This is a genomic window from Aestuariivirga litoralis (assembly GCF_015714715.1).
Classification (GTDB): domain Bacteria; phylum Pseudomonadota; class Alphaproteobacteria; order Rhizobiales; family Aestuariivirgaceae; genus Aestuariivirga; species Aestuariivirga litoralis_A.
In genome coordinates, this window is record NZ_WAHS01000001.1 from 2,160,885 (window position 1) to 2,185,606 (window position 24,722).

The 24,722-nt window shown below is 59.6% G+C and carries 18 protein-coding genes; 8 read left to right on the forward strand and 10 right to left on the reverse strand.

Translation table 11 applies throughout. The features are described from left to right. The first annotated feature begins 215 nt into the window (after positions 1-215). The 3 genes from F8B91_RS10975 (at position 216) to F8B91_RS10985 (ending at position 3,355) form a co-directional block, all read left to right on the forward strand. A complete protein-coding gene (locus tag F8B91_RS10975) occupies positions 216-1,391 on the forward strand; it encodes an aspartate aminotransferase family protein (protein ID WP_196503734.1) in 1,176 nt (391 codons plus the stop codon). Positions 1,392-1,394: 3 nt separating this feature from the next. Continuing rightward, a complete protein-coding gene (gene argF, locus F8B91_RS10980; protein WP_196503735.1) occupies positions 1,395-2,321 on the forward strand; it encodes an ornithine carbamoyltransferase in 927 nt (308 codons plus the stop codon). A 98-nt stretch (positions 2,322-2,419) separates the two neighbouring features. Beyond that, positions 2,420-3,355, forward strand: coding sequence for an Hsp33 family molecular chaperone (locus F8B91_RS10985; protein WP_348641779.1), 936 nt, complete (start codon positions 2,420-2,422; stop codon positions 3,353-3,355). Positions 3,356-3,401: 46 nt separating this feature from the next. Here the strand turns inward: F8B91_RS10985 and F8B91_RS10990 are convergent, their stop codons facing one another. From F8B91_RS10990 to nudC, 5 genes are all read right to left on the reverse strand, one after another. Next, a complete protein-coding gene (locus F8B91_RS10990) occupies positions 3,402-3,839 on the reverse strand; it encodes a YccF domain-containing protein (protein WP_196503736.1) in 438 nt (145 codons plus the stop codon). Positions 3,840-3,898: 59 nt separating this feature from the next. Beyond that, the gene (locus F8B91_RS10995; RefSeq protein ID WP_196503737.1) at positions 3,899-4,960 is read right to left on the reverse strand and encodes a sugar phosphate isomerase/epimerase family protein; all 1,062 of its coding nucleotides are present in this window, start codon (positions 4,958-4,960) and stop codon (positions 3,899-3,901) included. Between the two features lie 30 nt (positions 4,961-4,990). Further along, positions 4,991-6,298, reverse strand: a complete 1,308-nt coding sequence (gene xylA / locus F8B91_RS11000) for a xylose isomerase (protein ID WP_196503738.1) — start codon at positions 6,296-6,298, stop codon at positions 4,991-4,993. Next, positions 6,295-7,749 carry a xylulokinase gene (gene xylB, locus F8B91_RS11005; RefSeq protein WP_196503739.1) on the reverse strand — a complete coding sequence of 485 codons (1,455 nt, stop codon included), beginning with the start codon at positions 7,747-7,749 and terminating at the stop codon, positions 6,295-6,297. Before xylB ends, xylA begins: the two co-directional genes overlap by 4 nt. A 92-nt stretch (positions 7,750-7,841) precedes the next feature. Continuing rightward, on the reverse strand, positions 7,842-8,624 hold the full coding sequence (nudC, locus tag F8B91_RS11010; protein WP_196503740.1) for an NAD(+) diphosphatase: 783 nt from the start codon (positions 8,622-8,624) through the stop codon (positions 7,842-7,844). Positions 8,625-8,832: 208 nt separating this feature from the next. On the opposite strand from nudC, the gene F8B91_RS11015 reads away from it, so the two are divergent. Beyond that, positions 8,833-12,051 carry a peptidoglycan-binding protein gene (locus F8B91_RS11015; RefSeq protein WP_196503741.1) on the forward strand — a complete coding sequence of 1,073 codons (3,219 nt, stop codon included), beginning with the start codon at positions 8,833-8,835 and terminating at the stop codon, positions 12,049-12,051. A 59-nt stretch (positions 12,052-12,110) separates the two neighbouring features. On the opposite strand, the gene pdeM is transcribed toward F8B91_RS11015, so the two are convergent. Together pdeM and F8B91_RS11025 are read right to left on the reverse strand one after the other, a co-directional pair. Next, positions 12,111-12,794: a ligase-associated DNA damage response endonuclease PdeM gene (gene pdeM / locus F8B91_RS11020; RefSeq protein ID WP_196503742.1), complete on the reverse strand. Its 684-nt coding sequence runs from the start codon at positions 12,792-12,794 to the stop codon at positions 12,111-12,113. Then, positions 12,787-15,258, reverse strand: a complete 2,472-nt coding sequence (locus tag F8B91_RS11025; RefSeq protein ID WP_196503743.1) for a ligase-associated DNA damage response DEXH box helicase — start codon at positions 15,256-15,258, stop codon at positions 12,787-12,789. The genes pdeM and F8B91_RS11025 overlap by 8 nt, the downstream gene beginning before the upstream one ends. Positions 15,259-15,270: 12 nt before the next feature. Between F8B91_RS11025 and F8B91_RS11030 the strand changes: the two genes are divergently transcribed. Next, the gene (locus F8B91_RS11030; RefSeq protein ID WP_210324355.1) at positions 15,271-16,641 is read left to right on the forward strand and encodes an MATE family efflux transporter; all 1,371 of its coding nucleotides are present in this window, start codon (positions 15,271-15,273) and stop codon (positions 16,639-16,641) included. Here F8B91_RS11030 and F8B91_RS11035 read toward each other — a convergent pair. Next, a complete protein-coding gene (locus tag F8B91_RS11035) occupies positions 16,610-17,125 on the reverse strand; it encodes an NADPH-dependent FMN reductase (protein ID WP_196503745.1) in 516 nt (171 codons plus the stop codon). The two genes, F8B91_RS11030 and F8B91_RS11035, sit on opposite strands and share 32 nt — an antisense overlap. Before the next feature lie 11 nt (positions 17,126-17,136). Continuing rightward, a complete protein-coding gene (locus F8B91_RS11040; RefSeq protein ID WP_196503746.1) occupies positions 17,137-19,953 on the reverse strand; it encodes a helicase C-terminal domain-containing protein in 2,817 nt (938 codons plus the stop codon). A gap of 114 nt (positions 19,954-20,067) precedes the next feature. Here F8B91_RS11040 and F8B91_RS11045 point away from each other — a divergent pair, with 114 nt between their 5' ends. Both F8B91_RS11045 and F8B91_RS11050 read left to right on the forward strand, forming a co-directional pair. Further along, positions 20,068-20,916: a dienelactone hydrolase family protein gene (locus F8B91_RS11045; protein ID WP_196503747.1), complete on the forward strand. Its 849-nt coding sequence runs from the start codon at positions 20,068-20,070 to the stop codon at positions 20,914-20,916. Positions 20,917-21,014: 98 nt separating this feature from the next. Then, entirely contained in the window at positions 21,015-22,637 is a 1,623-nt protein-coding gene (locus F8B91_RS11050; protein ID WP_196503748.1) for a lysine--tRNA ligase, read from the forward strand. Positions 22,638-22,794: 157 nt separating this feature from the next. Here F8B91_RS11050 and F8B91_RS11055 read toward each other — a convergent pair whose 3' ends face one another. After that, positions 22,795-23,727 (reverse strand): NAD-dependent epimerase/dehydratase family protein, encoded by a 933-nt coding sequence (locus F8B91_RS11055; RefSeq protein ID WP_196503749.1) that lies wholly within the window; start codon positions 23,725-23,727, stop codon positions 22,795-22,797. A 73-nt stretch (positions 23,728-23,800) separates the two neighbouring features. Between F8B91_RS11055 and F8B91_RS11060 the strand changes: the two genes are divergently transcribed. Next, on the forward strand, positions 23,801-24,721 hold the full coding sequence (locus F8B91_RS11060; protein ID WP_196503750.1) for a LysR family transcriptional regulator: 921 nt from the start codon (positions 23,801-23,803) through the stop codon (positions 24,719-24,721). Position 24,722 lies beyond the last annotated feature (1 nt).

Sequence of the window (24,722 nt, forward strand, 5' to 3'; positions counted from 1 at the left end):
CAAGGAATTCAGGCTTTATTAGTTCCGTTTTCCCCAGCTTTGTGCCCGGCCTATATAGTTAACAGAATCTTAAGCGCCGATTGACTCGGGGCTCCATGCGCCAAATTGACTCACCTGTTCATAAGGTGGCATTGACCCTGCCTCCCCCATTGACTAAACACCTGTTTTAACTGCGCTGATCGCTTGATCGGCGTTTTTCTTTTTGGAGCTCTGCCATGATCAGTCCGGTGCTGCCCACATATAATCGTGCCCCCATTGCCTTGGTGCGCGGTTCGGGTGCGCGCGCCTACACGGACGATGGCACGGAATATCTGGATTTCGGCGCTGGCGTTGCGGTGAATTCCTGCGGCCATGCGCATCCGCATCTGGTGGCTGCACTCACTGAGCAAGCGGGCAAGATATGGCACACATCCAATCTTTATCAGATGCCCGGGCAGGAAAAGCTGGCGCGGCGGCTGATCGACAACAGCTTTGCGGATACTGTGTTCTTCTGCAATTCAGGCGCAGAGGCCAATGAACTCGCCATCAAGATGGCGCGCAAATATCACGCCGCGAAGGGCCAGCCTGAGCGCTTCCATATCATCACCTTTGAAGGCGCATTCCACGGCCGCACCACCGCAACGCTTGCTGCGGGTGGGCAGGAAAAATATCTTGAAGGCTTCGGCCCCAAGGCACCAGGCTTCGACCAGGTGAAGGTGGGCGACCACAAGGCGCTGGAAGCCTTGATCGGGCCTCAAACTGCGGCGATCATGATTGAGCCCATTCAGGGCGAAGGCGGTATCAGCGTTATTGCGCCTGAAGAGCTGCGTTATTTGCGCAAGCTGTGCGACGAGCATGGCATGCTGCTGGTGTTCGATGAAATCCAGACCGGCACGGGCCGCACCGGAAAACTGTTCGCGCATGAATGGGCTGGCGTGACGCCGGATATCATGGCGATTGCCAAGGGCATTGGCGGCGGTTTTCCGCTGGGCGCTTGCCTTGCCACGGAAGCTGCGGCCGCCGGCATGGTGGCAGGCACCCATGGTTCGACCTTTGGCGGCAACCCGCTGGCCACTGCCGTGGGCAATGCCGTGCTGGATGTGGTTCTCGAAGTTGGTTTCCTTGCCAATGTGCAGAAGCAGGCGCTGAAACTGAAGCAGAGCCTTGAGCGCTTGAAGGATACGCATCCTGATGTGATCGCCGAGATCCGAGGCAGCGGCTTGATGATGGGCATCAAGACCAAGGTGCCCAATACCGAATTCATCAAGGCGGCCCTCGATCAAAAACTGCTGACCATCGGTGCCGGCGATAATGTTGTGCGCCTTCTGCCCCCGCTCATCGTGAATGATGCGGATGTGGCCGAGGCGGTGGCCAAGCTTGAAAAAGCCTGCGCCCATTTTGAAAAGAAGTAAGTGATGTCGCATTTCCTCGATCTGAAGGATTTTTCCAAACCACAGCTCCGGTCCATTCTCACCGAAGCCAATAGCCGCAAGAAGGCGCGCGCCAAATTGTTCAAGGGCGAGCCGGATGCCGATAAGCCGCTCAAGGGCAAAGCCATCGCGCTGATTTTTGAACGCCCCTCAACGCGCACGCGCTTCTCATTCGAGATGGGCATCAGGCAACTGGGCGGTGAAGTGTTCACTGTATCAGGCGCTGAGATGCAGCTGGGCCGCGGCGAGACGATTGCCGATACGGCACGCGTTGTGTCGCGCTATGTCGATGCCGTGATGATCCGCGCCAAGGCGCATCACACGCTGCTGGAATTTGCCGATGCGGCGACCATTCCGGTGGTCAATGGGCTCACCAATGCCACCCATCCCTGCCAGGTGATGGCGGATGTGCTGACGCTGGAAGAGCGCAAGGGCAGTATCGAAAAAACCCGCAGCGCCTGGGTGGGCGATGGCAACAATGTCTGCGCCTCATGGATTGAAGCGGTGGGCATTCTGGGCGGGGCTTTGCGCATCGCCTCGCCGAAAGAGCTCATGCCCAATCCAGAGTTCCTGAATTGGGCAAAGCAGAAGCAGGCAGACATCGAAGTCACCCATTCGGCCCAGGAGGCGGTGAAGGGTGCTGACAACGTAATCACCGATTGCTGGCTTTCCATGCATGACGCCGACGAGGAAAAAGCCCGCCGCAACCAGCTGCTGCGCCCTTATCAGGTGAATGAAGCCTTGATGAAGCACGCCGCCAAGGACGCGCTGTTCATGCATTGCCTGCCTGCGCACCGGAATGAGGAAGTGACGGATGCCGTGTTCGACGGCCCGGCCTCGGTGGTGTTCGACGAAGCCGAAAACCGCGTGCATGCGCAGAAGGCCATCCTGCTGAGCTGCTTCGCCAAGTGATGCTGGCTTGATCGGGCGCTGAAACGCCCTATCTATGTGCAGAACAATTTGTAACATTTGATCGGCGGGCCTTTGTCCCGCCGATGGAGTTTTAGATCGTGGAAAACACAATCGTCGATCATGTGATCCCCTTTGCCATCAAGCCCTTGGGCGTGCGTGGCCGTCTGGTGCGGCTGGGTGCGGTGGTGGATGATATTCTTTCAAAGCACGATTACCCCGAGCCAGTTTCGAGTCTGGTTGCCGAGAGCGTGGCGTTGACCGCCATGCTGGGCACGACCATGAAATTCAACGGCAAGTTCATCGTGCAGACCAAAACCGGCGGGCCGGTTTCAATGGTGGTGGCGGATTATCTCGCCCCCGGCCAGGTGCGCGGCATGGCCAAGTATGACAAGAGCAAGCTTGCCGAACTGGCCAAGCCTTCCGAGAAGGAACTTCTGGGTGACGGCTATCTGGCGATGACCGTTGACCAAGGCCAAGACATGGAGCGCTATCAGGGCATCGTGCCACTGGGCGATGCCACGCTGGCCGATGCGGCGCATACCTACTTCCTGCAGTCCGAGCAGATCCCCACGCGCCTCAAGGTGGCGGCGGGCCCGCTGATGACCAAGGGCGAGAAGGGTGTGCATTGGCGCGCGGGTGCCATCATGGTGCAGCATCTGCCGAGCGAAGGCGGCTCATCGCCGATCCCTGAACAGTCGGGTGATGCACCGGAAGGTGCGGTGCCGGAGGTGCAGGAGGACGACAATTGGGTGAAGGCGCGGCTGCTGCTTGACACGGTTGAGGATCATGAATTGCTTGATCCCAGCCTGACGTCGGAAGAACTGCTGTACCGGCTTTATCACGAAGATGGCGTGACGGTTTATCCGGCCATTGCGATTGCGCGGCACTGCACCTGCTCGCATGAAGCGGTTGAAGGCATGCTCAAGAACTTCACGCCGGAAGAACGGGCCGACATGGTGAAGGATGGAACTATCGAGGTGGTGTGCGAGTTCTGCTCCACCGCCTACAATTTCCAGCCTTCGGATTTTGCCTAAAGAAAAACCCCCGCTTTCGCGGGGGTTTTGTTAGTTGCGGGACGATTTACTTTGCCGCGACATGCGTGCCGGGCAAAAGCTGCACATCCTCAATCGGCACGACTGTCTTGCCCACCGGGAAGAGCGAGGCGATGGCCAGCTTCACATGAGCCCAGGCGAAGGGGATGCCGATGATCGAGCAGGCCAAGCCGATGGCCAGCGAGATGTGGCTCAAGGCAAGCCACCAGCCGGCCAGCACAAACCAGATCACATTGCCGATGGTGCCGAGCGTGCCGGTGCCGATATCTTCGCGGCCATAGTACTTGTCGCGGCTGACAATGTCATAGCCGTAGGGCCAGAACGAATAGCGCGCGATCATGAAGCACGAGCGCGCCCACGGAATGCCCACAATGGTGAGCGCCATGATGCAGCCCGCGAGAATCCATAGCAGCCCGGCAAGCCAGCCACCGAGCACAAACCACAGAAGATTGAGAATGAAGATCATAGAAAGGTCCCTCCCATCAGCGCAGAGAGATGGGAGGGCAGCTTGTCGATTTCAAGACCTCAGAGGCCCAGCATCTTTTTGACCAGCGCCTTGCTGGCCTTGTCATCACCCGCGGCGAAGTCATCGAAGGCCTTGCCTGTTGTCTCGATGATGTGGCTGGCGATGAAAGGAGCACCTTCGGCAGCGCCCTGATCGGATGACTTCAGGCAGCATTCCCATTCGAGAACGGCCCAGCTGTCATAGCCATATTGCGAGAGCTTGGAGAAGATGGCGCCGAAATCCACCTGGCCATCGCCCAGCGAGCGGAAGCGGCCCGCGCGGTTCACCCAGCCCTGGAAACCGGAATAGACGCCCTGCTTGCCGGTCGGATTGAACTCAGCATCCTTCACATGGAAGGCGCAGATGCGCTCGTGATAGATGTCGATGAATTGCAGATAATCGAGCTGCTGCAGCACGAAGTGCGACGGATCATAATTGATCTGGGCGCGTTTGTGGTTGTTCACTTTTTCCAGGAACATTTCAAAGCTGGCGCCATCCATCAGGTCTTCGCCGGGATGCAACTCGAAGCCCACATCCACACCCGCCTCATCAAAGGCGTTGAGCAGCGGCGTCCAGACCTTGCCGAGTTCAGCAAAGCCTTCGTCAATCAGGCCCGGCGGGCGCGGTGGCCAGGAATAGAGATAGGGCCAGACGAGCGAGCCGGAGAAAGTAACGTGGCTGGTGAGGCCCATATTCTTCGACGCAGCGGCACCCCATTTCACCTGCTGCTTGGCCCATTCGGCGCGGCCTTTCGGATTGCCGTGGATTTCCTTCGGGGCGAAGGCATCGAGCACATCGTTGAAGGCGGGGTTGGCGACAACAAGATGGCCTTGCAGATGGGTGGAGAGTTCGGTGATGGTCAAGCCATGCTTGGCGGCAATGCCCTTCACTTCATCGCAATAGGTCTTCGACTCTGCCGCCTTTTTCAGGTCGATCATGCGGCCATCCCAGGTGGGGATCTGCACGCCCTTGTAACCAAGGCCTGCGGCCCATTTGCAAATCGAGTCAAACGAGTTGAACGGCGCAGCATCGCCCGCGAATTGCGCGAGGAAAATGGCGGGGCCCTTGATAGTTGACGGCATGATGGTTCCTCCCTGTTCTTTTGTTCTTGATCAGACGTTGTTCAGCAGGCCTTCCAGATATTCCTGGCGGGCCGATCTGGGTTGCGGTTCGATCTTGTCCTTGTGCACGCGCGCGGCAATCGCATCGAGGCTGGCGCCCTTGTCGAGCATGGCCTTGTTTTCCGGCTTGTCCCAGCCGGAATAACGCTTGGCGATTTCGGCATCGAGCTTGCCATCGGCGATGATCTTCGCGGCGTTCAGGAGCCCGCGTGCGCAGGCGTCCATCGAGGCCACATGTGCATGCAGCAGATCATCCGGGTCAATCGACTGGCGGCGGATCTTGGCGTCGAAATTCATGCCGCCGGTGGTGAAGCCGCCAGCGCGGATCACTTCCAGCATCATCAATGTGAGTTCTGGCACATTCATGGCGAACTGGTCAGTGTCCCAACCCACTTGATAGCCACCACGATTGAGATCGAGCGAACCGAAAATGCCCAGCGAAGATGCCAGCGCAATTTCATGCTCGAATGTATGGCCGGCCAGAATGGCGTGGTTCTGCTCGATGTTCATCTTCACGTCCTTTTCCAGGCCGTAAGACTTGAGCATGCCCCAGATCGACGCCACGTCGTAATCATACTGATGGGTCGAAGGTTCCTTCGGCTTCGGCTCGATCAGGATCGGGCCCTTGAAGCCGATCTTGTGCTTGTAATCGACAACGAGCGAGAGGAAGCGCCCGGCCTGATGCAGCTCATGCCCAATGCGGGTGTTGATCAGGGTCTCATAGCCTTCACGGCCGCCCCACATCACATAGTTTTCACCGCCCAGGCCATGCGTCACGTCGAGCGCGTGTTTCACTTGCGCGGCGCAATAGGCGAATACATCCGGATCGGGATTGGTGGCGGCACCTGCCATGAAGCGGCGGTTGGAGAACATGTTGGCGGTACCCCACAACAGTTTCTTGTTGTGCTTGGCCATCTGCTTTTCGAGGATCTTGGCGATCGCCGAAACGTTCGCATTGAACTCCTGCAGATTCTTACCTTCAGGTGCAATGTCGAGATCGTGGAAAGTGAAATAGTCGATGTCGAGCAGACGCAGTGTCTCGAACATCAGTTCGGCCTTCACTTCGGCGGCCTTCATCGGGTCGGCCATGTGATGCCATTCGCGGTTGAAGGTCTCGCCGCCGAAGGGATCACCACCCGGCCAGCACAAAGTGTGCCAATAGCAAACCGCAAAGCGCAGATGATCGCGCATGGATTTGCCCATCACTTGCTGCGATGGATTGTACCATTTGAAGGCCAGCGCATTCTGGCTGTTCGGGCCTTCATATTTTACGGCGTCTTTATGCAAATAGAAATTCATCTGATGTCCTTGATGTTGGGATAAATCTTTGTGTAGCGCTGGTAGGCGGCGTCATAGGCCGCCTTGGCCTGCTTTTCCGGCAGGATGGTCTTGGCGATTTTGGGCTTGGTGCAAACTTTTTCGTAAGACGCACCGGTGGCGGCCATCATGCCCATGCGTGCGCCACCGAAAGCGCCGCCCACATCGCCCGCCGCTGGCAGGTCAATCGGAATACCCAGTACAGTGGCGATAATCTTCAGCCAGATTTCCGAATGGGTGCCGCCGCCCACAGCGGTGACGCGTTTCACATCGGTGCCAGCCTGGCGCAAAGCTTCGAGGCAATCACGGAAGGCGAAGGCCACGCCGTCCAGTACCGCATGGGTCAATTCGCTGGCGGTGCTTTCATGGCTGAGGCCGAGCATGGCACCACGGATCTGGCTGTCGCCCACCGGGGTGCGCTCGCCGGAGAAATAGGGAAGCAGCAGAACCGATGACGGGCCATCGAGCTTTTTGCCCAAGGCCGCCGTGAGTTTCGGTGCGGGTGTTTTCAGCAAACGCGCCAGCCATTCAATCGAGTCGGTGGCGGAAAGGATCACGCCCATCTGATGCCACTGGCCGGGCACGGCATGGCAGAAGGCATGCACGCGGCGTTCGGTGTTGGGGCTGAAATTTTTGTTGGCGACGAACAGCACCCCGGATGTGCCGAGCGAAAGAATGGCATCGCCATCATGCACCGCACCGATGCCGACAGCGGCTGATGCATTGTCGCCACCACCGCCTGCCACGACGGGCTTTAGCGGCATGCCCCAGTCCTTGGCCAGCTTGTCGCTGATCCGGCCGGTGGCATCTGTGCCTTCGAACAGTTCAGGCATCTGGTCGCGGCGCATATGGGTTGCCTTGAGCACAGTCTCCGACCAGTCGCGCTTGGCCACATCGAGCCAGTAGCTGCCCGCACTGTCGCTCATGTCGGAACCGTAAGTGCCGGTCATGCGGAAGCGGATATAATCCTTGGGCAGCAGCACTTTCGCTACCTGGTCGAAAATCTTGCGTTCGTGTTTGCGCACCCAGACCAGTTTGGGCGCGGTGAAACCGGCCAGCGGCACATTGCCGGTGATCGCAGGCGCTTCCGGGCAATCGCGCAGAATGTCTTCACATTCGGCAAAGCTGCGCGCGTCATTCCACAGGATGCAAGGGCGCAACACCTTACCGTTTTTATCAAGCAAAGTGGCACCGTGCTGCTGGCCGGACATGCCGATGCCTTTGACGGCGGCGATGGCCTTGGGCTTCTGCTTGCGCAGCGCTTTCACGACAGCATTTGCTGCCTTCCACCAATCTTCGGGATTTTGCTCGGACCAACCGGGATGCGGGCGCGAAACTTTCAGGGGCGATGAAGCCGTGGCAATCAGCTTTTGCTTGTCATCGATGATCACGCCTTTCACCGAAGACGTGCCAAAATCCAATCCCAGAAACATGGGAGCCCTCGCCTGCATCTATTATATTAGTTTTGCGGCAGACTAGGCTTGAGCTCGCGAGGCGTCCATATTTATTTTTTAGGCTAAAATAATTATTGCAGCGCAATAGACATCACGTGATGCGCGATGGCGTGCGGCATCGACGCGGTGAGCTTTTCCGGATGCTTCTGCTCGAGCATCAGGCCCACTTCCGCGCGGCTGAACCAGCGGGCATTTTCAAGTTCTTTTTCATCGACAATGATTTCGGCCTGATCGGTCTCTGCGATGCAGCCGATCATCAGGCTGGATGGGAAAGGCCAGGGCTGGCTGGCCACATAAGTGACCTTGCCCACCACCACGCCGGTTTCCTCGAATACTTCACGCGCCACAGCTTGTTCCAATGTTTCGCCCGGCTCCATGAAGCCCGCCACGCAAGAATACATGCCCGGTGCCCAGGCCTTCTGGCGGCCCAAGAGAATGTTGTCGCCATGGCGCACCGCCATGATGACCACGGGATCAGTGCGCGGAAAATGATCGGTCTTGCAGGATGGGCAATGGCGGCGATAGCCGGCATCAGACATTTGCGTGGCGTGCCCGCAATTGGCACAGAAGCCATGACGCTCATGCCAATGCACCAGACTGCGCGCCTGCGCGACAATGGAGAGTTCTTCGCGCGACAGCATGTTGCTCAACATCAGGGGGCGCAACGCCGTCAGCGGTTCATTGCTTGGCCTTGAATAGGCAAACCAGGGCGCATGCTTTTCATCATCGCCAAGATAGACATAATCAGCCGCTGGTTCAGGCCGCGCCACCACCAGAGACTCACCGTTCATCAGCACGCCGTCACCATGGATCTGCAGGAATTTGGCGGCGGGCGCGTTAAGCTTCGTTAACAACCAGGCTTCGTCAGTGCGATAATTGGCGTTTCTGTTCAGCGGGGAATTAACAAAGGCTAAATTGTTCTGCATCGCGGGCCGGTTCTGAAAAGAATCATTCAAATTGAGGCCCCTTCTTAACGCGATATTTACCTAAAAAGTTAACTTTTAGCATCAGTGAAGTGGTGTGCCCTGTTGGCACTTCATTCGTTTGCTGGAGTTACAAAACATGAAGCCAGGAGTTCCGTGGAGCATCAAGGGTGTTGAACCTGGGCTCAGGGAAGCAGCGAAGTCGGCTGCGCGCCGTTCTGGCATGACTCTGGGCGAATGGCTGAATTCTGCGATCAATGAGCAAGCTGAATCCTATGACGATACGCCTGAAGAAACACCGCGTGGCCGCACCATGACCGGAAGCAAGCGCTTTGATGGCGCACAGCCGCCGCATCCGATTGAACGCGCCGCCAGCAAGCTGGAAGACATTGCCGAGAAACTCTCGCGTTTGCCTTTTGTAGAAACTGCAGGTGCGTATAACGCCAACGCGCAAGTGGACAGTCAGGTCAACTTCGCCAAGATCCTGAGCCGCGTGGATTCGCACGAGCGCCAGACAGTGGAAGCCTTCAGCGCCGTCAATGAGCGCCTGGCCAATATCAGCAAGCAGGTGACGCGCCACCAGCCGCCGCCGGTTCCGAAGTTTGAAGAAACGCCGTCTTACCAGGCATTGGAAAAGGCTGTGCGCAACATCATCGAGCATCTCGATGTGTCCGACAAGCGCATCCGCGAAAACATGAAGACGCTGCAGGACCAGATGTCCTCGCGCCTTAGCGGCACAGGCAGCGACCAGATGCTGCGCCAGGCTCCGGCCTTCAGCCAGCTTGAAACCCGCCTGACGGAATTGGCCCGCAAGCTGGACCAACCGGTGCAAAATCCGGGTGACCAGCTCCGCGGCGAAATTGAACAATTGGCCAACCGCATCGACACGGTGCGTGAATCTTCCGAGCAATTGGCCAGCCGCGCCCAGACGCAAGCCGTGCAGACCGCCCAAAGTGAATTGCGCGCCATTGAAGGCCGCCTGATTGGCCTGCTCAATGAAGCCAAACAAAGCATTCTCGCCAATCATGTGGGCCCTGCCGAGTTGCAGCGCTTCCGTGGCGAGATCGACAAGTTGAATTCGCGCATTGACGATGCTGCCAAGAATGCCGCAACGGACCGCGATGTCAGCGCGCTCAAGGTGGCCGTTGAACAACTCACCAGCCGGGTGACGGCAGGTGGCGATTCAAAGCCGCTGGCTGAACTTGACCGCCGCATTATTGAGATTGCCCAGAAACTTGAACGCGCCGAACAGCAAGGCCTGGGCGGCAGCATGGCATCTGAAGTCGAGCGCCGCTTTGCCGAGTTGGATCAGCGCCTGTCACAGGGCCATGCGCCCGCCGGCGATAATCCGAAGCTGCGCGAGATGGACGAACGCCTGGCGCGCACTGAGCAGCAGCTGACGCATCTCGACACGATCGAGCGCGCCATTGCGCAGCTCTACGAAGCGTTTGAGGAAAGCCGCAAGGCTCCGCAGGCTGCCTATGCTGCTAACGCTGAAGGCATTGATCTGCCGCCAGCGTCCGTTTCTGGTTCGCCGGAAATCGTGGCGCTTGAGAACGGCTTGAAGGCCGTGCGCGAAGCCGCCGAAAATGCCGACACCCGCAACCAGGAAACCCTGGAAGCCGTGCATGAAACGCTGGAGCAGATCGTCTCCAAGCTGGCGGAACTTGAAACTGCCGCCATCGGCCAGCGCGTAGGCGCAGCTGTGGCTCCGCAGGCCGCTGCCGCATTGGACAACCCGTTTGAGCGCCCGGAAGAAAAGCTGGGCCGCAATCCGTTTGCGGATGAAGAACCAGAGGTGAAGCTGGAGCTTGAAAAGCCGGCGAAAACCGAAGGCGAAGCCAGCAATCCTTTCGAAACGGAAGCTGCCGCTACCAGCTCACCGGCTGGCGGGATCAGCGATCTGATTGCCGCGGCACGCCGTCTCCATCAGGCCAACAATGCCCAGCCTTCTCAGCTTTCAAGCATCGTTCCGGGCAGGGGCAACAAGACTGCAGCGAAGACCAGCAAGGGCTTTACCCTGCCCTTCATGGGTGGCGGTGACAAAGCCAAATCCGCCAAGCCTGCGGGCAAGGCAGGTGCGCTGAAAGCCGCCAACAGCAATGAAGGCGGCAAGCGCCGCCTCGTGGTGTTGGGCCTGCTGCTTCTCGCCGTTGCCACCTTTGCCACCACCAACATGCTGAGCCGCGTGCATACGCAGCAGAATGCCAAGCCGGTGGCCATCGAACAGCAGGCCACGCCGCCGGTTTCCAACGAAGCCCCGATGGTGGACAGCCAGGCTGGCCAAACTTCGCAGATCCCGGCCCCTTCAGGCCAGGTGCCCAGCCTTGCCGCACCCGACCAGGGCGTACCGCCGCTGCCTGAACCTGCACCCATGGTGCAGGGCCAGCAGAGCGATGCCAGCGACCAGATGCTGCAGATCGACCCGATCACCACCGGCGCCATCTCGCCAGCCACCAAAAAGGGCGTGGACATCAATGCTACCGCCACGGCAGCGCTCGATGCAGCCGTCGGCCCACAGAAACTGCGCGAAGCCGCCACCGCTGGCGACAACACCGCACAATTCATTGTGGCCACGCATTATCTCAATGGTGACACCACCGGGCAGGATTACAACAAGGCTGCCTATTGGTATGGCAAGGCTGCAACTGCGGGCCTGGCGCCTGCGCAATACCGCCTCGCCACGCTTTATGAACGCGGCACCGGCGTTGACAAGAATCTCTCCACCGCCTTGGCCTGGTATGAAAAAGCCGGCACGATGGGCAATGTGAAAGCCATGCATAATGCTGCGGTTCTGGCCGCCGGCACCGATGCTGGAGGGCCTGATTATAACAAGGCGTTCAAGTGGTTCTCGCTCGCTGCTGCACACGGCCTGAAGGACAGCGAGTTCAATCTTGCCGTTCTGATGGAGCGCGGCCTGGGCACCAAGCAGGACGTGAATGAAGCCTTGTTCTGGTACATGGCCGCCGCTTCGCAAGACGACGTGGATGCAAAGGCGCGCGTGAAAGTTCTATCCAAGAGCATGTCACCGACAATCGTTGACGCAGTGAAGCAGCGCTTCACCACCTGGGTTCCCACCAAGGCGCCGGATGCCGCCAACGTTGTGGCCGTCAATGACGCGCAATGGAACCCTGCCCCCGCCAAAGCCTCTGCCAACAAGCAGAGCATGAATGATAACCCGAATGATGCGGCCAAGAAATTGCTGGATCAGTTGGGCTATCGGGTCGGCACGCTGGACGGTGCGCTCGATGCCAAGACATCGAACGCGATCAAGCTGTTCCAGATCCGTGAAGGCATGAAGGCGACTGGCAAGGTAACGCCGGATCTGCTTTCTGCGATGCAGGACCGGGTGGGATAAGACTTCCCACTTTCTTCAAACCTTCCCAACCCCCGCGAAAGCGGGGGTTTGCGTTTGAACTATCCCGTCCGGCTGAACGGGAATTTGTAGATCTGCTCGCGGCCCAGCATCCACACGCTGGTTTCATCGTGGTTGAACAGGCCGGCATAGGGCTTGGAATGCACCGGCAGTGCGCCGGTATAGGCCCCGAAGGCAGGCATGATCAGGCGGCGGCCATCGGCGATGAAGCATTTGCCGTAGACCCTGCGGCCCCGATGCGAGACACCACAGCCGGGATGGAGGTGGCCACAGATTTCCAGTTCGCCGTCGCCCAGCCGTCCTGGCTCGTGACGCAACATCAACGGCCCAAGAATGATGTGATCCGCCGCATGGCCCGGCAGTTTCTGCGGCGGCAGAGGATCGTGGTTGCCGCAAATCCAGAATGTGTCATGCGCGCCGGTGAGCGTTGAAAGCCGGACGAGCAATTCATCTTCCAGACGGTTCTCGCCATCGCCATCGTGGAAACTGTCGCCGAGGAACACCAGGCGCTGCGGCTTGAAGCGCTTCACCACGCCTTCCAGCAGCGTCAGTGTCATCGCCGTATCAAAGGGTGGCACGCGGATGCCGCGCCGCGCCAATGAAGTGCCCTGTTCCAGATGCAAATCAGAAATGATCAGCGTTTCAAGCTCAGGCACATGCAGCACGCCGGACAAATCAGGCATGAGGGACAGTCCGCCCAGCGCAATCGTGTGGGCTTTAGGCAAGGCGGCTGGCTTCCTGTTCCAGCTCTCTCTCGGCTTCGGCGAGAAGGGCATCATCGCCCTCCCCTTGAATCGATTCGCGGCTGATGTCGAGCAGGATGGGCACAGACAGAGGCGATACGCGGTCCAGCACCTTGTACAGGATCTGCCCGCGGATGCGCTTCAGCATGGCGCCCAGGCGCTGCAGATTGATCAGGCCATCAGCGGCATCATCCCAGGCCGCGCGCAGCAGGATATGATCGGGCTGGTGCGAGCGCAGCGCATCGAAAATGAGATTGGTGTTGACCGTCACTTGCCTTGCCGTCTTTTCCTTGCCGGGTGAATTGCGCTCCACCAGCCCGGAAATGATGGCGCAATTGCGGAAGGCGGAACGCATCATATTGCTCTCCGCCAGCCAGGCTTCAAGATCATCCCCCAGCATGTCTTCATCGAACAGCTTGGCGAGCGAGATGCGGCCAGTTTGGATCATCAAGGAGAGATCACTCACCATCCAGATCACCAGAGCATATTCCGACGCGATGAAGCCCAGCGGCCTTGCGCCCCAGCGTTCGAGGCGGCGGGTGAGCAGCATCCCCAATGTTTGCTGCGCGAGGCGGCCCTCAAACGGATAGCAGACCATGTAATGCTTGTCGTGGCGCGGAAAGGTTTCGACCAGCATCTGATTGGCATTGGGTGTGGTGGAGGCCCAGCTTTGCAAGCTGAGCCAGTCGCGGATTTGCGGCGGCAGGAATTGCCATTGCGATTTATCAGCCAGGATGTTGCGCACTCTATCGGCGAGGTAAGTCGAGAGCGGGAACTTGCCGCCATTGTAAGACGGCACTTTTACATCTTTGCTTTGTGAACGCGTGGTGAGCCCGCCGAATTCATCCATGCCTTCGAAGCGGAGGATTTCTCCGGCGAAAGCAAATGTGTCGCCCACCGCCAGCTGGCTGAGGAAATATTCTTCGACCTCGCCCAGCACGCGACCGCCGGTCATGATGCGCTTGCCGGCCAACCTTCGGATGGAAGCCAGTCTGATCTTCATCATCTCGCTGCCGACGATGGTGCCCATATTCATTTTGTAGCGCAGCACCAATTGCGGATGGGCAATGCTGTAGCGGCCCTGCGCATCGACCTTCAGTTTCGCATAGCGCTCATAGGATTTCAGCGCGTAACCGCCGGTGGCGACGTAATCCAGAACCTGATCGAAACGCTCGCGCTTCAGGTTGCGATAGGTGAAGGCGGATTTCACTTCGGCAAAAAGGTCATCCGGAAAAAATGGCCCAGAACAGGCGCAAGCGATGACATGCTGGGCCAGCACGTCGAGCTTCTTGGTCATCGGATATTCTGAATCCTGCGCGCCTTCTGTGGCGGCACCGCGCGCCGCCACACATTCGAGAACCTCGAAGCGATTGGACGGCACCAGCAGCGCCTGGCTTGATTCATCCAGCCGGTGATTGGCGCGGCCGATGCGCTGCAAGAGGCGGCTGGAGCCTTTGGGTGCGCCCACTTGCACCACCAGATCGACATCACCCCAGTCAATGCCCAGATCCAGCGTAGAGGTGGCGACCACGGCTTTCAACTTGCCCGCCGCCATCGCCGCCTCCACCTTGCGCCGCTGCGCCACGTCGAGCGAGCCGTGGTGAAGTGCGATGGGCAGCGTGTCTTCGTTCACGTTCCACAATTCCTGGAACAGCAATTCCGCCTGCGAACGCGTGTTGACGAACAGCAGCGTCATGTTGGCGCGCTTGATGTCTTCATAGATTTCCGGAATGGCATAGACGGAGGAGTGACCGGCCCAAGGCACATCCTCCACCGATTCCAGAATGCGGATGCGCGGCGGAGCACCCGGTCGTCCCAGCACCAGCGGGGCGATTTCAGAACCGGTGGGCACCAGCCAGGCACGCAAGGCATCAGGATCAGCGACGGTAGCGGAAAGCCCCATGATGCGTGCTTCTGGCGCATGGGCGCGCAGGCGCGACAGAGCGAGTGACAACAGCACGCCACGCTTTTGCGCGACGATGGAATGAAGCTCGTCGAGGATCACGCATTTCAGATGCCGCAGCAGATGTGCGGCTGTTGGATCGGCGATCATCAGCGTGACTTGTTCCGGCGTGGTGATCAGAATGTCCGGCGGTTTCTGGCGCTGGCGCTGGCGCTTGGCGTGCGACGTATCACCGGTGCGGGTTTCAATCGTGATGGGCAGGCCCATTTCAGAAACCGGCGCTTCGAGGTTGCGGGCGATATCCACCGCCAGCGCCTTCAGCGGTGAGACATAGAGCGTGTGGATGCCTTGCGTCTCATGTGGTTCGGCCAGTTCCACCAGCGAGGCCAGAAAGCCCGCCAGCGTCTTGCCGCCGCCGGTGGGGGAAATCAACAAAGCGCTTTTGCCCGCAAGGCCCAGCTGCATCATTTCCAGCTGGTGGGCGCGCGGCTCCCAGCCTTTGCCTTCGAACCAGTCACTGAAATTTTGCGGCAGAGAAATCATCAGGACTGGAACTTGACGAAAACGGAGAAGTTCCGCAACTCGTGTCGCATGAGTTTAGCGCCCACCACAGCCATCACGCACCGGACAATCCTGACCATCGCCGTGCCCATCATGCTGTCTAATGTGACGGAGCCGCTGATCGGCGTGGTCAATACGAGCGTGGTCGGGCAGCTGCCGGAGGCCTCGCTGATCGGCGGCGTGGCGGTGGGCGGGCTGATTTTCTCGTTCCTGTTCTGGGGTTTTGGCTTCCTGCGCCTCTCGACCAGCGGGCTTTCAGCGCAGGCGCTAGGGGCGGGCAAGCCGGAAGCGGTGGCACAGGTGATCGGGCGTAGCTTGCTGCTGGGCGTCTTCATCGGGCTGGTGTTGTTGGCGCTGGCACCGGTGATCGGGCCCACAGCCATCAGCCTGATGGGCGGTTCGCCCGAAGTACGCTCGGCGGCCACGGAATATTTCAGCTGGCGCATTTTCTCATCACCGGCTGCGCTGGCGAATTTTGCCATTCTCGGCTGGTTCGTGGGGCAAGGCCGCAGCCTTTCGGCATTCGTCGTGCAGGCTTTACTCAATATCACCAACATGGTGCTGAGCGTGGTGCTGGTGCTGCATTTTCACCTGGGCATTTCCGGCGTGGGTGCTGCGGCCCTCGTGGCGGAATATGCGGGGCTGGGTTTCGGCATTTACATGGCCAGCCGCCGCCTCAAGGCTTTGGAGCATGGCATCGCGTGGCGCGGGCTCTTTGATCTGGCCACGTTGAAGCCGTTACTGGTGGCCAATGCCGATATCATGGTGCGCACGCTGTGTTTGCTGTTCGCTTTTGCCTGGTTCACCGCGCATGGTGCACGCAGTGGCAACATCATCATTGCGGCCAATGCGGTGCTGCTGAATTTCTTTGAAGTGTCGGCGTATCTGATTGATGGCTTTGCCTATGCGGCCGAAGCGCTTGTCGGCCAGGCGATCGGCGCGCAGGACAAGGTGCGATACTCAAAAGCGATTTCGCTCGGCACGCTGTGGGCGATGGGTTTTGGCCTGCTGGCCTCGCTGATCACGCTCATAGCCGGGCCGTTCTTCATTGATCTGATGAGCGTGAATGAAGAGGTCCGGGCCACGGCGCGGCTCTATTTGCCCTGGGTGGTGGCCACGCCGGTTCTGGGCGCGGCGTGCTTTCTGTTTGATGGGATATTCACGGGAGCACTAGCCACGCGCGACATGCGCAACATGATGGTGCTGGCGCTGGCGATCTATCTGCCGGCCTCGGTGTTGTTGGAAAAGGCGTATCAGAACCACGGGCTGTGGATGGGGTTGTGCCTGTTCTTCCTCGCCCGCAGCGTGCTGTTCGCGTGGCGGTTGCCGGCGATCAAGGCGCGGGTGTTTGCAGACGCGCGATGAAAGCCGCAAGGGCATCGCGGATCTGAGGCGCCCATTCAGGATGTGCGGCGATGCTCTCTGCCGTCACCTCCTGCTTGATCAGCGGCAGCGCCAGCGCGGCTTCATCGATGTGAATGCCGGACATGGTTTCCAGCACCAGCCGCAGCGATTTCTGCGCTTCAGACGCGCGGGGCGAGGCATTCCATTGCACGAAGGGCTTGCGTACGAAAGTCTCGCCACCGACCAGCCAGTCGAGCGCGTTCTTGAACGCGCCCGGAAGGCCACGCGCATATTCCGGGCACGCAATGAGCAGGCCATCGGCTGTGCCCACGAGATCGCGGAACTCTTGCACGACGGTGGGAACAGCGCTTTCCAGATCGGGATTGAACTGCGGCAGCGCGCCTTGGCCGTTCCATAGCGTGATGCTCACACCGGACGGGGCCAGTAGGCGCGCAGCTTCCAGCAAGGCGGTATTGGTCGAGCCTGTGCGCAGGCTGCCGCTCATCGCTAGAATTTTCAATTGGGCTGCACCTGGAAGCGGCGCACTTCATCAATCGCATCGACCAGGCCCAAGCGGTCCAGCTTGATGCCGGGTGGGAAGGCGGTGGTGAATCTTGTGGCCAAGCGCGGATCGAGGATGACGAACACGCCGCGATCATCCTGTTGGCGGATCAGGCGGCCGAAGGCTTGCCTCAGGCGCAGACGCACCACCATGTCCTTATAGGCATTGCCGCCGAAGGCTTCGGCGCGGGCGCGCTCCAGAATGGTGGGCGTGCCCCAAGGCACACGGTCCAACACAATCAGGCGCAGTGAATCGCCCGGCACGTCAACACCGTCACGCACGGCATCGGTGCCCAGCAAACACGCATCACGTTCGGCGCGGAACATATCGACCAACGTGCCGGTATCCATCGGGTCGATGTGTTGTGCATAAAGCGGCAGGCCCCTTTTGGCGAGGCCGGGGGCGAGGCGTTTATGCACGGCGCGCAGACGCGCAATCGCCGTGAACAGGCCGAGCGCGCCACCGCCGGAGGCGATGAACAGTTCTCGATAAGCCGCCGCAATCTGGTCCATGTCCTCGCGGTTCACATCGGTGACCACGATCACCCGCGCGCGCTTGACATAATCGAAGGGCGATTCAAAACTCACGCGCTTCACCGGGTAAGGCAGATGGATCACGCCGGTGCGGGCTTCGGCATTGCTCCAGTCATCGGGCACATCGGGCGGGCGATCTTTGAGTGTGGCGGAGGTGACGATGATGCCATCGGCCTGGCGCAGCACGGCATTGGCCAGCGGCACGGAAGGATCAATCCAGTGCGAGTGAAAACCCACATCATGTTCGCGGCCATGCGCCTGCTCCACAGCGAACCAGTTCACGAAGAGCGCGTTGGCCTCGCCCTGCAATTGCTTCAGCATCGAGACCCAGCCACCGACCATCAATTCACCACGGCGCTTCAGGCCGCGCGCGATGGCTTCGATGCGGCCACGCTCCGGCGTTTGCAATTCGGCGGCTTCATCATCGAGCTTCTTGAGCAGCAGATTGGCCAGCCCGGTCATCGGCCTTTGCAGACCGCTCATCTGCTCGACCAGATCTTCAATCGCGATATTCATGCCATCAACCAGCGGCAGGCAATCGGTTTCCAGCGAATTGGTGGCGGCGGCTTCTGAACGGGCCAGAACCTGCTGGCGCAGCAATGTGAGAAAGGTTTCTGCCGCACCTTCTGCATGGCCGGACTGGATGCGCCGTGTCCAGCCGGGGCCGGGCAAGGCGGCTGCCGCGCGCAACACCTGTTTCAAAAGTTTTTCGGCCTGTTCCTGGTCGGCCAGCAGATCACCGATGCGCTCGGAGAGGCCGCGCCCGCGGCGGCGCTCGGCCTCCGGGCCACGTAGCCAGCGGCGCAGCTCGGCGGCTTCGAGGCCGGTGAGGTGGCCGGAGAACGCGCTGTCGGCTGCGTCGAACAGATGATGGCCTTCGTCGAACACGATGCGGCGCAGGCCACCGGGAGCAGCGTTTTCTTCCTCGGTCTTGGCAACACCGATGGCGTGGTCGATGGCGGCTTGGTGCAACACCAGCGCGTGGTTGGCGATCACCACATCGGCCTTGCGCCCCGCGCGCACAGATTTTTCGATGAAGCAGCGTTTGAAATGCGGACAGGCGGCATAGATGCATTCGCCGCGCCGGTCGGTGAGGCCCAGTGCCGACGGCGTGACATTGCGTGTTTCGCCATCCGTGCCGGTATCGGAGAACAGCGGCATCAGCCAGTTCGGGAAATCCCCGCCGACAATATCGCCATCGCGGCTGAACCGCGCCCAGCGCGCCATCAAGGCGGCCATCAAGGCGGAGCGCGCGTTGGTGGCGGTGAGGCGGCCAAACACTTCCTGCATGTTCAAGAGGCAGGCATAATTCTCGCGGCCCTTGCGGATCACGATTTGCTCGCGGCGCTCTTGCGGGTCCGGCACCAGGCGCGCGGTTTCCTGATCGAGCTGGCGCTGCAGATTGCGGGTGTAGGTGGAAATCCACACCGGCGCATTGTTCTTACGAGCCCAGAGGTAAGACGGCGAGAGATAGCCCAGCGTCTTGCCCAGACCCGTTCCCGCTTCCGCAAGGAGAATGTTGTTGATCTCGCGGCGCTGGCGCGGCTCGAAAGCGTGGGTGGCGCTGGCCGCATAATCCTGCTGGCTGGTGCGCGCTTCAGCTCCGCGCCCCAGAATGCGGGTGAGAAAAATCCTGGCTTCATCTTGGCTGACCGGCATCTGCGTGCCTTCAGCGCGGGTGCCATCATCTTCCCATTCTTCGATCCGGTCCCAGACATTGAGGCCCGGCGCGAAATTGGCGACTTCGAGTTTTGCATCGGCCTTCAAAATGGCCTGCAGCACGGACTTCGCCCAAGGCCAATTAGCGCGGGCGAGGAAATGCGCGTTCTCTGCCGCTTCGCGCAGGAAGGGATAGGTTTTGCTGGATAGACGCAGCAGCAAATCCTCCGCCACTGCGAGAAGGGTTTCACTGTCGGTGGCGCCCGCATCCACACCGAGCGAACGAGCGAAGCCTGCAGGCGTGGGCGTGGCCATGCGCGCGGGGCAGACAAAGGCGAAAAGCTCGGCCACATCGAAATGCTTCTGCTCACGCGCGGCACGCAAATGTGAACGCGGAGCTGCGGCCTGCTGAGCCAGGCGCTCTATCAGAAACCCGGCATGGCAGATCAGATAGGGCGCTGCCGAAAGCCGCGCGAGGGCGGAAGGTGCCGCCAGCGTTTCGCCGCCCACCACAGCGCCTGCCGGTGTTGCCACGGCAGGTGCGGGAAGATCGAAGGCGAGAGCGGGAAGCAGAGTCACCGCGTCGTTCTAGCCAGAACATATCGAAAACGAAAGTATTACATCGCGAAATCCGGAACCGTCACGGCTTTGCCTGAATTGATGGGGATCGTGAGGGCACATAGGGAGACGGCGATGGACCAGAAATATATCAACCTGTTCGACACTTACACGCATGGCGGGATGAACCGGCGCGACTTCCTCGACCGGCTGAAGGCGCTGGCGGGTGCTGCTGCGGTCACGCCGATCCTCGCCCAGCTGGAAAACAATTACGCCCATGCCGACACAGTGGCGGCGGATGATCCCAGGCTGGTCACAAAAGAAGTGCAGATTCTCCCCGACATTTATGGCCTTCTCGCCATGCCGAAAGATGCCAAGGGCAAGTTAGGTGCGGTGATGGTGATCCACGAAAACCGTGGCCTCAACCCGCATATCCAGGACATTGTGCGGCGCGTGGCGCTGGAAGGCTTTGTGGTGTTCGGCACGGATTATCTTTCTCTGATCGGCCGCACGCCGCAGAATGAGGACAAGGCGCGCGAGATGATCGGCACGCTGAAGCCGGAAGATGTTCTGGCCATGTCGATGGATGTGCGGCTTGCGCTTTCTGAACATGAAGCATCGAATGGCAAGGTGGGGGCTGTTGGCTTCTGCTGGGGTGGCGGTGCGGTGAATGCGCTGGCGGTGGCAGACCCTGATCTCAATGCTGGCGTTGCGTACTACGGCATGCAGGTGCCCGCTGCCGATGTGCCCAAGATCAAAGCGCCGTTGCTGTTGCAGAATGGTGGACTCGATGAGCGGGTGAATGCTGGGATCAAGGATTTCGAAGCTGCGCTGAAGGCGGGCGGGAAGACGTATGAGCTGTACGTTTATGAGGGCGCCAACCACGCATTCAACAATGACACCAACCCGGCCAGGTATAACAAGGAAGCGGCGGACCTTGCGTGGGGTAGGACGATCGGGTGGTTCAAGAAGTATTTGGCGTAACTCACCCTTCCCCCAAGAGGGGGATTGTGGACAGGCGGTAAAGTTGACCTGAAGCACACGCGTCTCTAAAGAGGCGCGTCTGTTTTAAAGGAACCGAAATGCCCGTCTCTCCTGCTCTCCGCGAAGCTGCGCTCGCCTCCAAGGCCTGGCCTTTTGAGGAAGCGCGCAAGATTTTAAAGCGCGTGGAGAAGTCGGGCCAGAAACAGGTGCTGTTCGAAACCGGCTATGGCCCTTCGGGCCTGCCGCATATCGGCACATTCGGCGAAGTGGCGCGCACCACCATGGTGCGCAAGGCGTTCTCGATGATGAGCGACCTGCCCACGCGCCTGCTGTGCTTCTCTGACGACATGGACGGGATGCGCAAGATCCCCGACAATGTGCCTGACAAGTCATTCCTTGAGCCGCATCTGCACAAGCCGCTGACCCGCGTGCCCAATCCGTTCGGCGGCGATTATGAAAGCTTCGGCCATCACAACAATGCGATGCTGCGGCGCTTTCTGGATACGTTCGGGTTTGACTATGAGTTCGCTTCGGCGAGTGAATATTACAAGTCCGGCCGCTTCGATGACATGCTGATCCATGTGCTGGAAAAGTATGACGCGATCATGGGCGTGATGCTGCCAACCTTGGGTGAAGAGCGCCAGGCCACATATTCGCCGGTGCTGCCGATCTCACCGATCAGTGGCCGTGTGCTTTACGTGCCGATGAAGAGTGTGGACCCGAAGGCCGGCACTGTGACCTTCACGGATGAAGATGGCAGCGATTGCACGCTGGATGTGCGCGGCGGCAAGGTGAAGCTGCAATGGAAGCCGGATTTCGGCATGCGCTGGGCGGCTTTGCATGTGGATTTCGAAATGTTTGGCAAGGACCATCAGACCAATGCACCGGTCTATGATGCGATCTGCGAAATCCTCGGCGTGCCGGCACCTGAGCATTATGTCTATGAGCTGTTCCTCGACGAAAAGGGCCAGAAGATTTCCAAGTCGAAGGGTAACGGCCTGACGATCGACGAATGGCTGACCTATGCTGATCCGGATTCGCTGGCGCTTTACATGTATCAGAAGCCACGCGAGGCGAAGCGGTTGTTCTTTGACGTGATCCCGCGCGCGGTGGATGAGTATGAGGCGTTCCTGAACGCCTATCAGAAGCAGGAAGGCAAGATTGCCGACCAGTTGATGAACCCGGTCTGGCACATCCATGGCGGCAATCCGCCGAAGCCGGAAGGAGCTGGCCTGTCGTTCACGCTGCTGCTGAATTTGGCCACTGTGGCCAATACGGAAGACAAGGCCGTGATGTGGGCTTTCATCAAGCGCTACAAGCCGGAGCTTGATCCTGCGACGCACAAGCGCCTGGATTCACTGGTGGGCTACGCGATCCGTTACTATCAGGATTTCGTGAAGCCGGCGAAGCAGTACCGTGCTGCGACCGCTGATGAAGCCACCGCGCTGAAGGATCTGGCCGCTGCCGTCGCATCCTTGCCGGAAGGTTCAAGCGCAGAAGACATTCAGCAGAAGGTCTATGACGTAGGCCGCCGTGAGCCTTACCTCACCACGCAAAAGGACGGCTCTGCCGGCGTGGCGCTCACCTGGTTCAACATGCTGTATCAGGTGTTGCTGGGCGAAGAAAAAGGGCCGCGCTTCGGTTCTTTCGCGGCGCTTTATGGTGTGGGCAATACGGTGAAGTTGATCCAGGATGCCCTCGCGGGTAAGCTTACAAAGTAATCGCCCCTCTCCCGTCGCAGATGGGAGAGGGTGCCGACAGGCGGGTGAGGGGCTGGTTGCTACCAGCTCCCCGCTGTAAAAATCTCACTGTCGGCCACCAGGCCCTCATCCGCCCGTCGGGCACCTTCTCCCATGCATTCGCACGGGAGAAGGGCGATTATTTTCGCGCCGCCAGCGCTGTCTTGGGAATGCCTACTTCGAACGGCGTGGCATTGCCCCAGAAGCGCTTGGCGAATTTGTCGGCATTCACTTCATAAGGCCGATCGAACAGGAAGCGCATTTCGGTGATGGCGCGCAGCATGGGCACGAAGACACCAATGACCGGGATCAAGGCCAGCGGCAGCGCCTGGATGCGCAGCTTGGTGCCCAGTGCCTGCGCCGCGATGCCCAGCATCTGGCGCGGGGTTTTGACCGGGGCGCAGGGCACATGCCAGGCCTGCCCGAAATCTGCATCCGGCGCTTCCAGCAAAGTGACGGCAGCGCGCGCAATGTCCGGCACATAGGCAAAAGCATGCGGCAGGTCAGGCTTCATCACCAGTTGCGCGGGTTTGCCATCGCCAATGGCGTTGAACACATCATTGCTGAAATGCGAGAGCGACACGCCGGGGCCGTAGAAATCCGGGGCGCGCAAGGCGGCGAATTTCACCGCACCAGCATCTGCAGCATCCTGCCACATGCGGGTGATCACCGAACGGGTGGAAGGCTTGGCGCCAAAGCTGGTCAGCGGCATGTCTTCGGTCAGTGGCTTATCCTGCGGGCCATACATGTAAAGATTGTCGATGAACACCACGCGGGCACCGGTGGCTTCGGCGGCGGCCAGAATGTTGCCCATCGCCAGCGGCCAGGATTTCATCCACACTTTGCCGTCATAGGCAAAGCCGATCGAGATCACGACCTGATCCTTGCCCTTGAAGGCGCTCATCACCGAGGCGCGGTCCAGCACATCGCAGGGCGTGAAGGCCAGGCCATCGGACAGATCCTTGGGGCTGCGGCGCTGGGCGACGGTGACCTTGTAATCCCTGGCCTTCAGCTGTTCAGCAGTTTCAGCGCCTACCGGGCCGTAGCCCACAATCAGAATGTTCTTTTCCATGTCGTTCTCCTTTGATGAGATAAACATGGACCCATCTTGACCATACCTCAAATGCATAGATATTATCCGAACTATGCGCCAAGTGAATTTGAACGGGATTGACCTGAACCTGCTGCCGCCGCTGGAAGCGCTGCTGAGGCTGCGCAATGTCAGCGAAGCAGCCAGCGCCACCGGCCTCAGCCAGCCGGCGATGAGCCGCACGCTGGCGCGCCTGCGCGATGTGCTGGATGATCCCTTGCTGGTGCGGGTCGGGCGGCAATATGCGCTTACCCCTAAGGCTTCCCTGCTGCAGCCGGAATTGCATCAGGCTTTGCAGCGTGTGTCGGGGTTGTTCGATTTTTCGGCCTTTGATCCGTTGCAGGAAAAGCGGCTGGTGCGGTTTGTGGGGGCGGATACGCATACGATCCAGTTCTTCCCGCCTTTGGTCAAGAAAATGAGCGCGGAAGCGCCGGGGATCGAGCTGTCGGTGGAACCCTATTCGCCCGGCTTGTTCCAGCGGATGAATGACGGTTCCCTCGATTTTGCTTTTGCTTTGGCCAATACCCCGCTGCCGCGCGGCCTGGCCAGCCAGCCCATGGGGCAAGACCGGCTCGCGCTCGTCATGCGGCGCGGGAATCCCGCTGCCGGATCACGCTGCACACTGAAGCAGTTTGCCAAGCTGGGTCATGTGGGGGTGCGGATTTTTGGTGACGGGGTTTCGGAGATTGACCGTCAGCTGGCGGCGGCAGGCTTAAAACGCGAGATGAAATTGATGACGCCGCATTTCATGGCGGCGCTTGCCACTGTCAGCCAGACGGATCTGGTGACCACGATTTCACGGGCCTTTGCGGAGAAATTTGCGGCTTCACTGGATCTGGTTGTGATGGAGCCGCCGTTGACAGATATCGAACTCAAACAAACGGTCGTCTATCCGCAATTGCGGAAGGACGACCGGTTTTTGGTGTGGATGGTTGCGGCCATGCAAGAGGTGGCCCGCAAAGTCTATCCCAGCTGAT

Coding starts and splice junctions, on each gene's coding strand:
- argF (WP_196503735.1), top strand. CDS start 1,395: ATGTCGCATTTCCTCGATCTGAAGGATTTTTCCAAACCACAGCTCCGG.
- F8B91_RS10990 (WP_196503736.1), bottom strand. CDS start 3,839: ATGATCTTCATTCTCAATCTTCTGTGGTTTGTGCTCGGTGGCTGGCTT.
- F8B91_RS10995 (WP_196503737.1), bottom strand. CDS start 4,960: ATGCCGTCAACTATCAAGGGCCCCGCCATTTTCCTCGCGCAATTCGCG.
- xylB (WP_196503739.1), bottom strand. CDS start 7,749: ATGTTTCTGGGATTGGATTTTGGCACGTCTTCGGTGAAAGGCGTGATC.
- F8B91_RS11050 (WP_196503748.1), top strand. CDS start 21,015: ATGCCCGTCTCTCCTGCTCTCCGCGAAGCTGCGCTCGCCTCCAAGGCC.
- F8B91_RS11045 (WP_196503747.1), top strand. CDS start 20,068: ATGGACCAGAAATATATCAACCTGTTCGACACTTACACGCATGGCGGG.
- F8B91_RS10975 (WP_196503734.1), top strand. CDS start 216: ATGATCAGTCCGGTGCTGCCCACATATAATCGTGCCCCCATTGCCTTG.
- F8B91_RS11060 (WP_196503750.1), top strand. CDS start 23,801: ATGCGCCAAGTGAATTTGAACGGGATTGACCTGAACCTGCTGCCGCCG.
- F8B91_RS11055 (WP_196503749.1), bottom strand. CDS start 23,727: ATGGAAAAGAACATTCTGATTGTGGGCTACGGCCCGGTAGGCGCTGAA.
- F8B91_RS11035 (WP_196503745.1), bottom strand. CDS start 17,125: ATGAGCGGCAGCCTGCGCACAGGCTCGACCAATACCGCCTTGCTGGAA.
- xylA (WP_196503738.1), bottom strand. CDS start 6,298: ATGAATTTCTATTTGCATAAAGACGCCGTAAAATATGAAGGCCCGAAC.
- F8B91_RS11015 (WP_196503741.1), top strand. CDS start 8,833: ATGAAGCCAGGAGTTCCGTGGAGCATCAAGGGTGTTGAACCTGGGCTC.
- F8B91_RS11025 (WP_196503743.1), bottom strand. CDS start 15,258: ATGATTTCTCTGCCGCAAAATTTCAGTGACTGGTTCGAAGGCAAAGGC.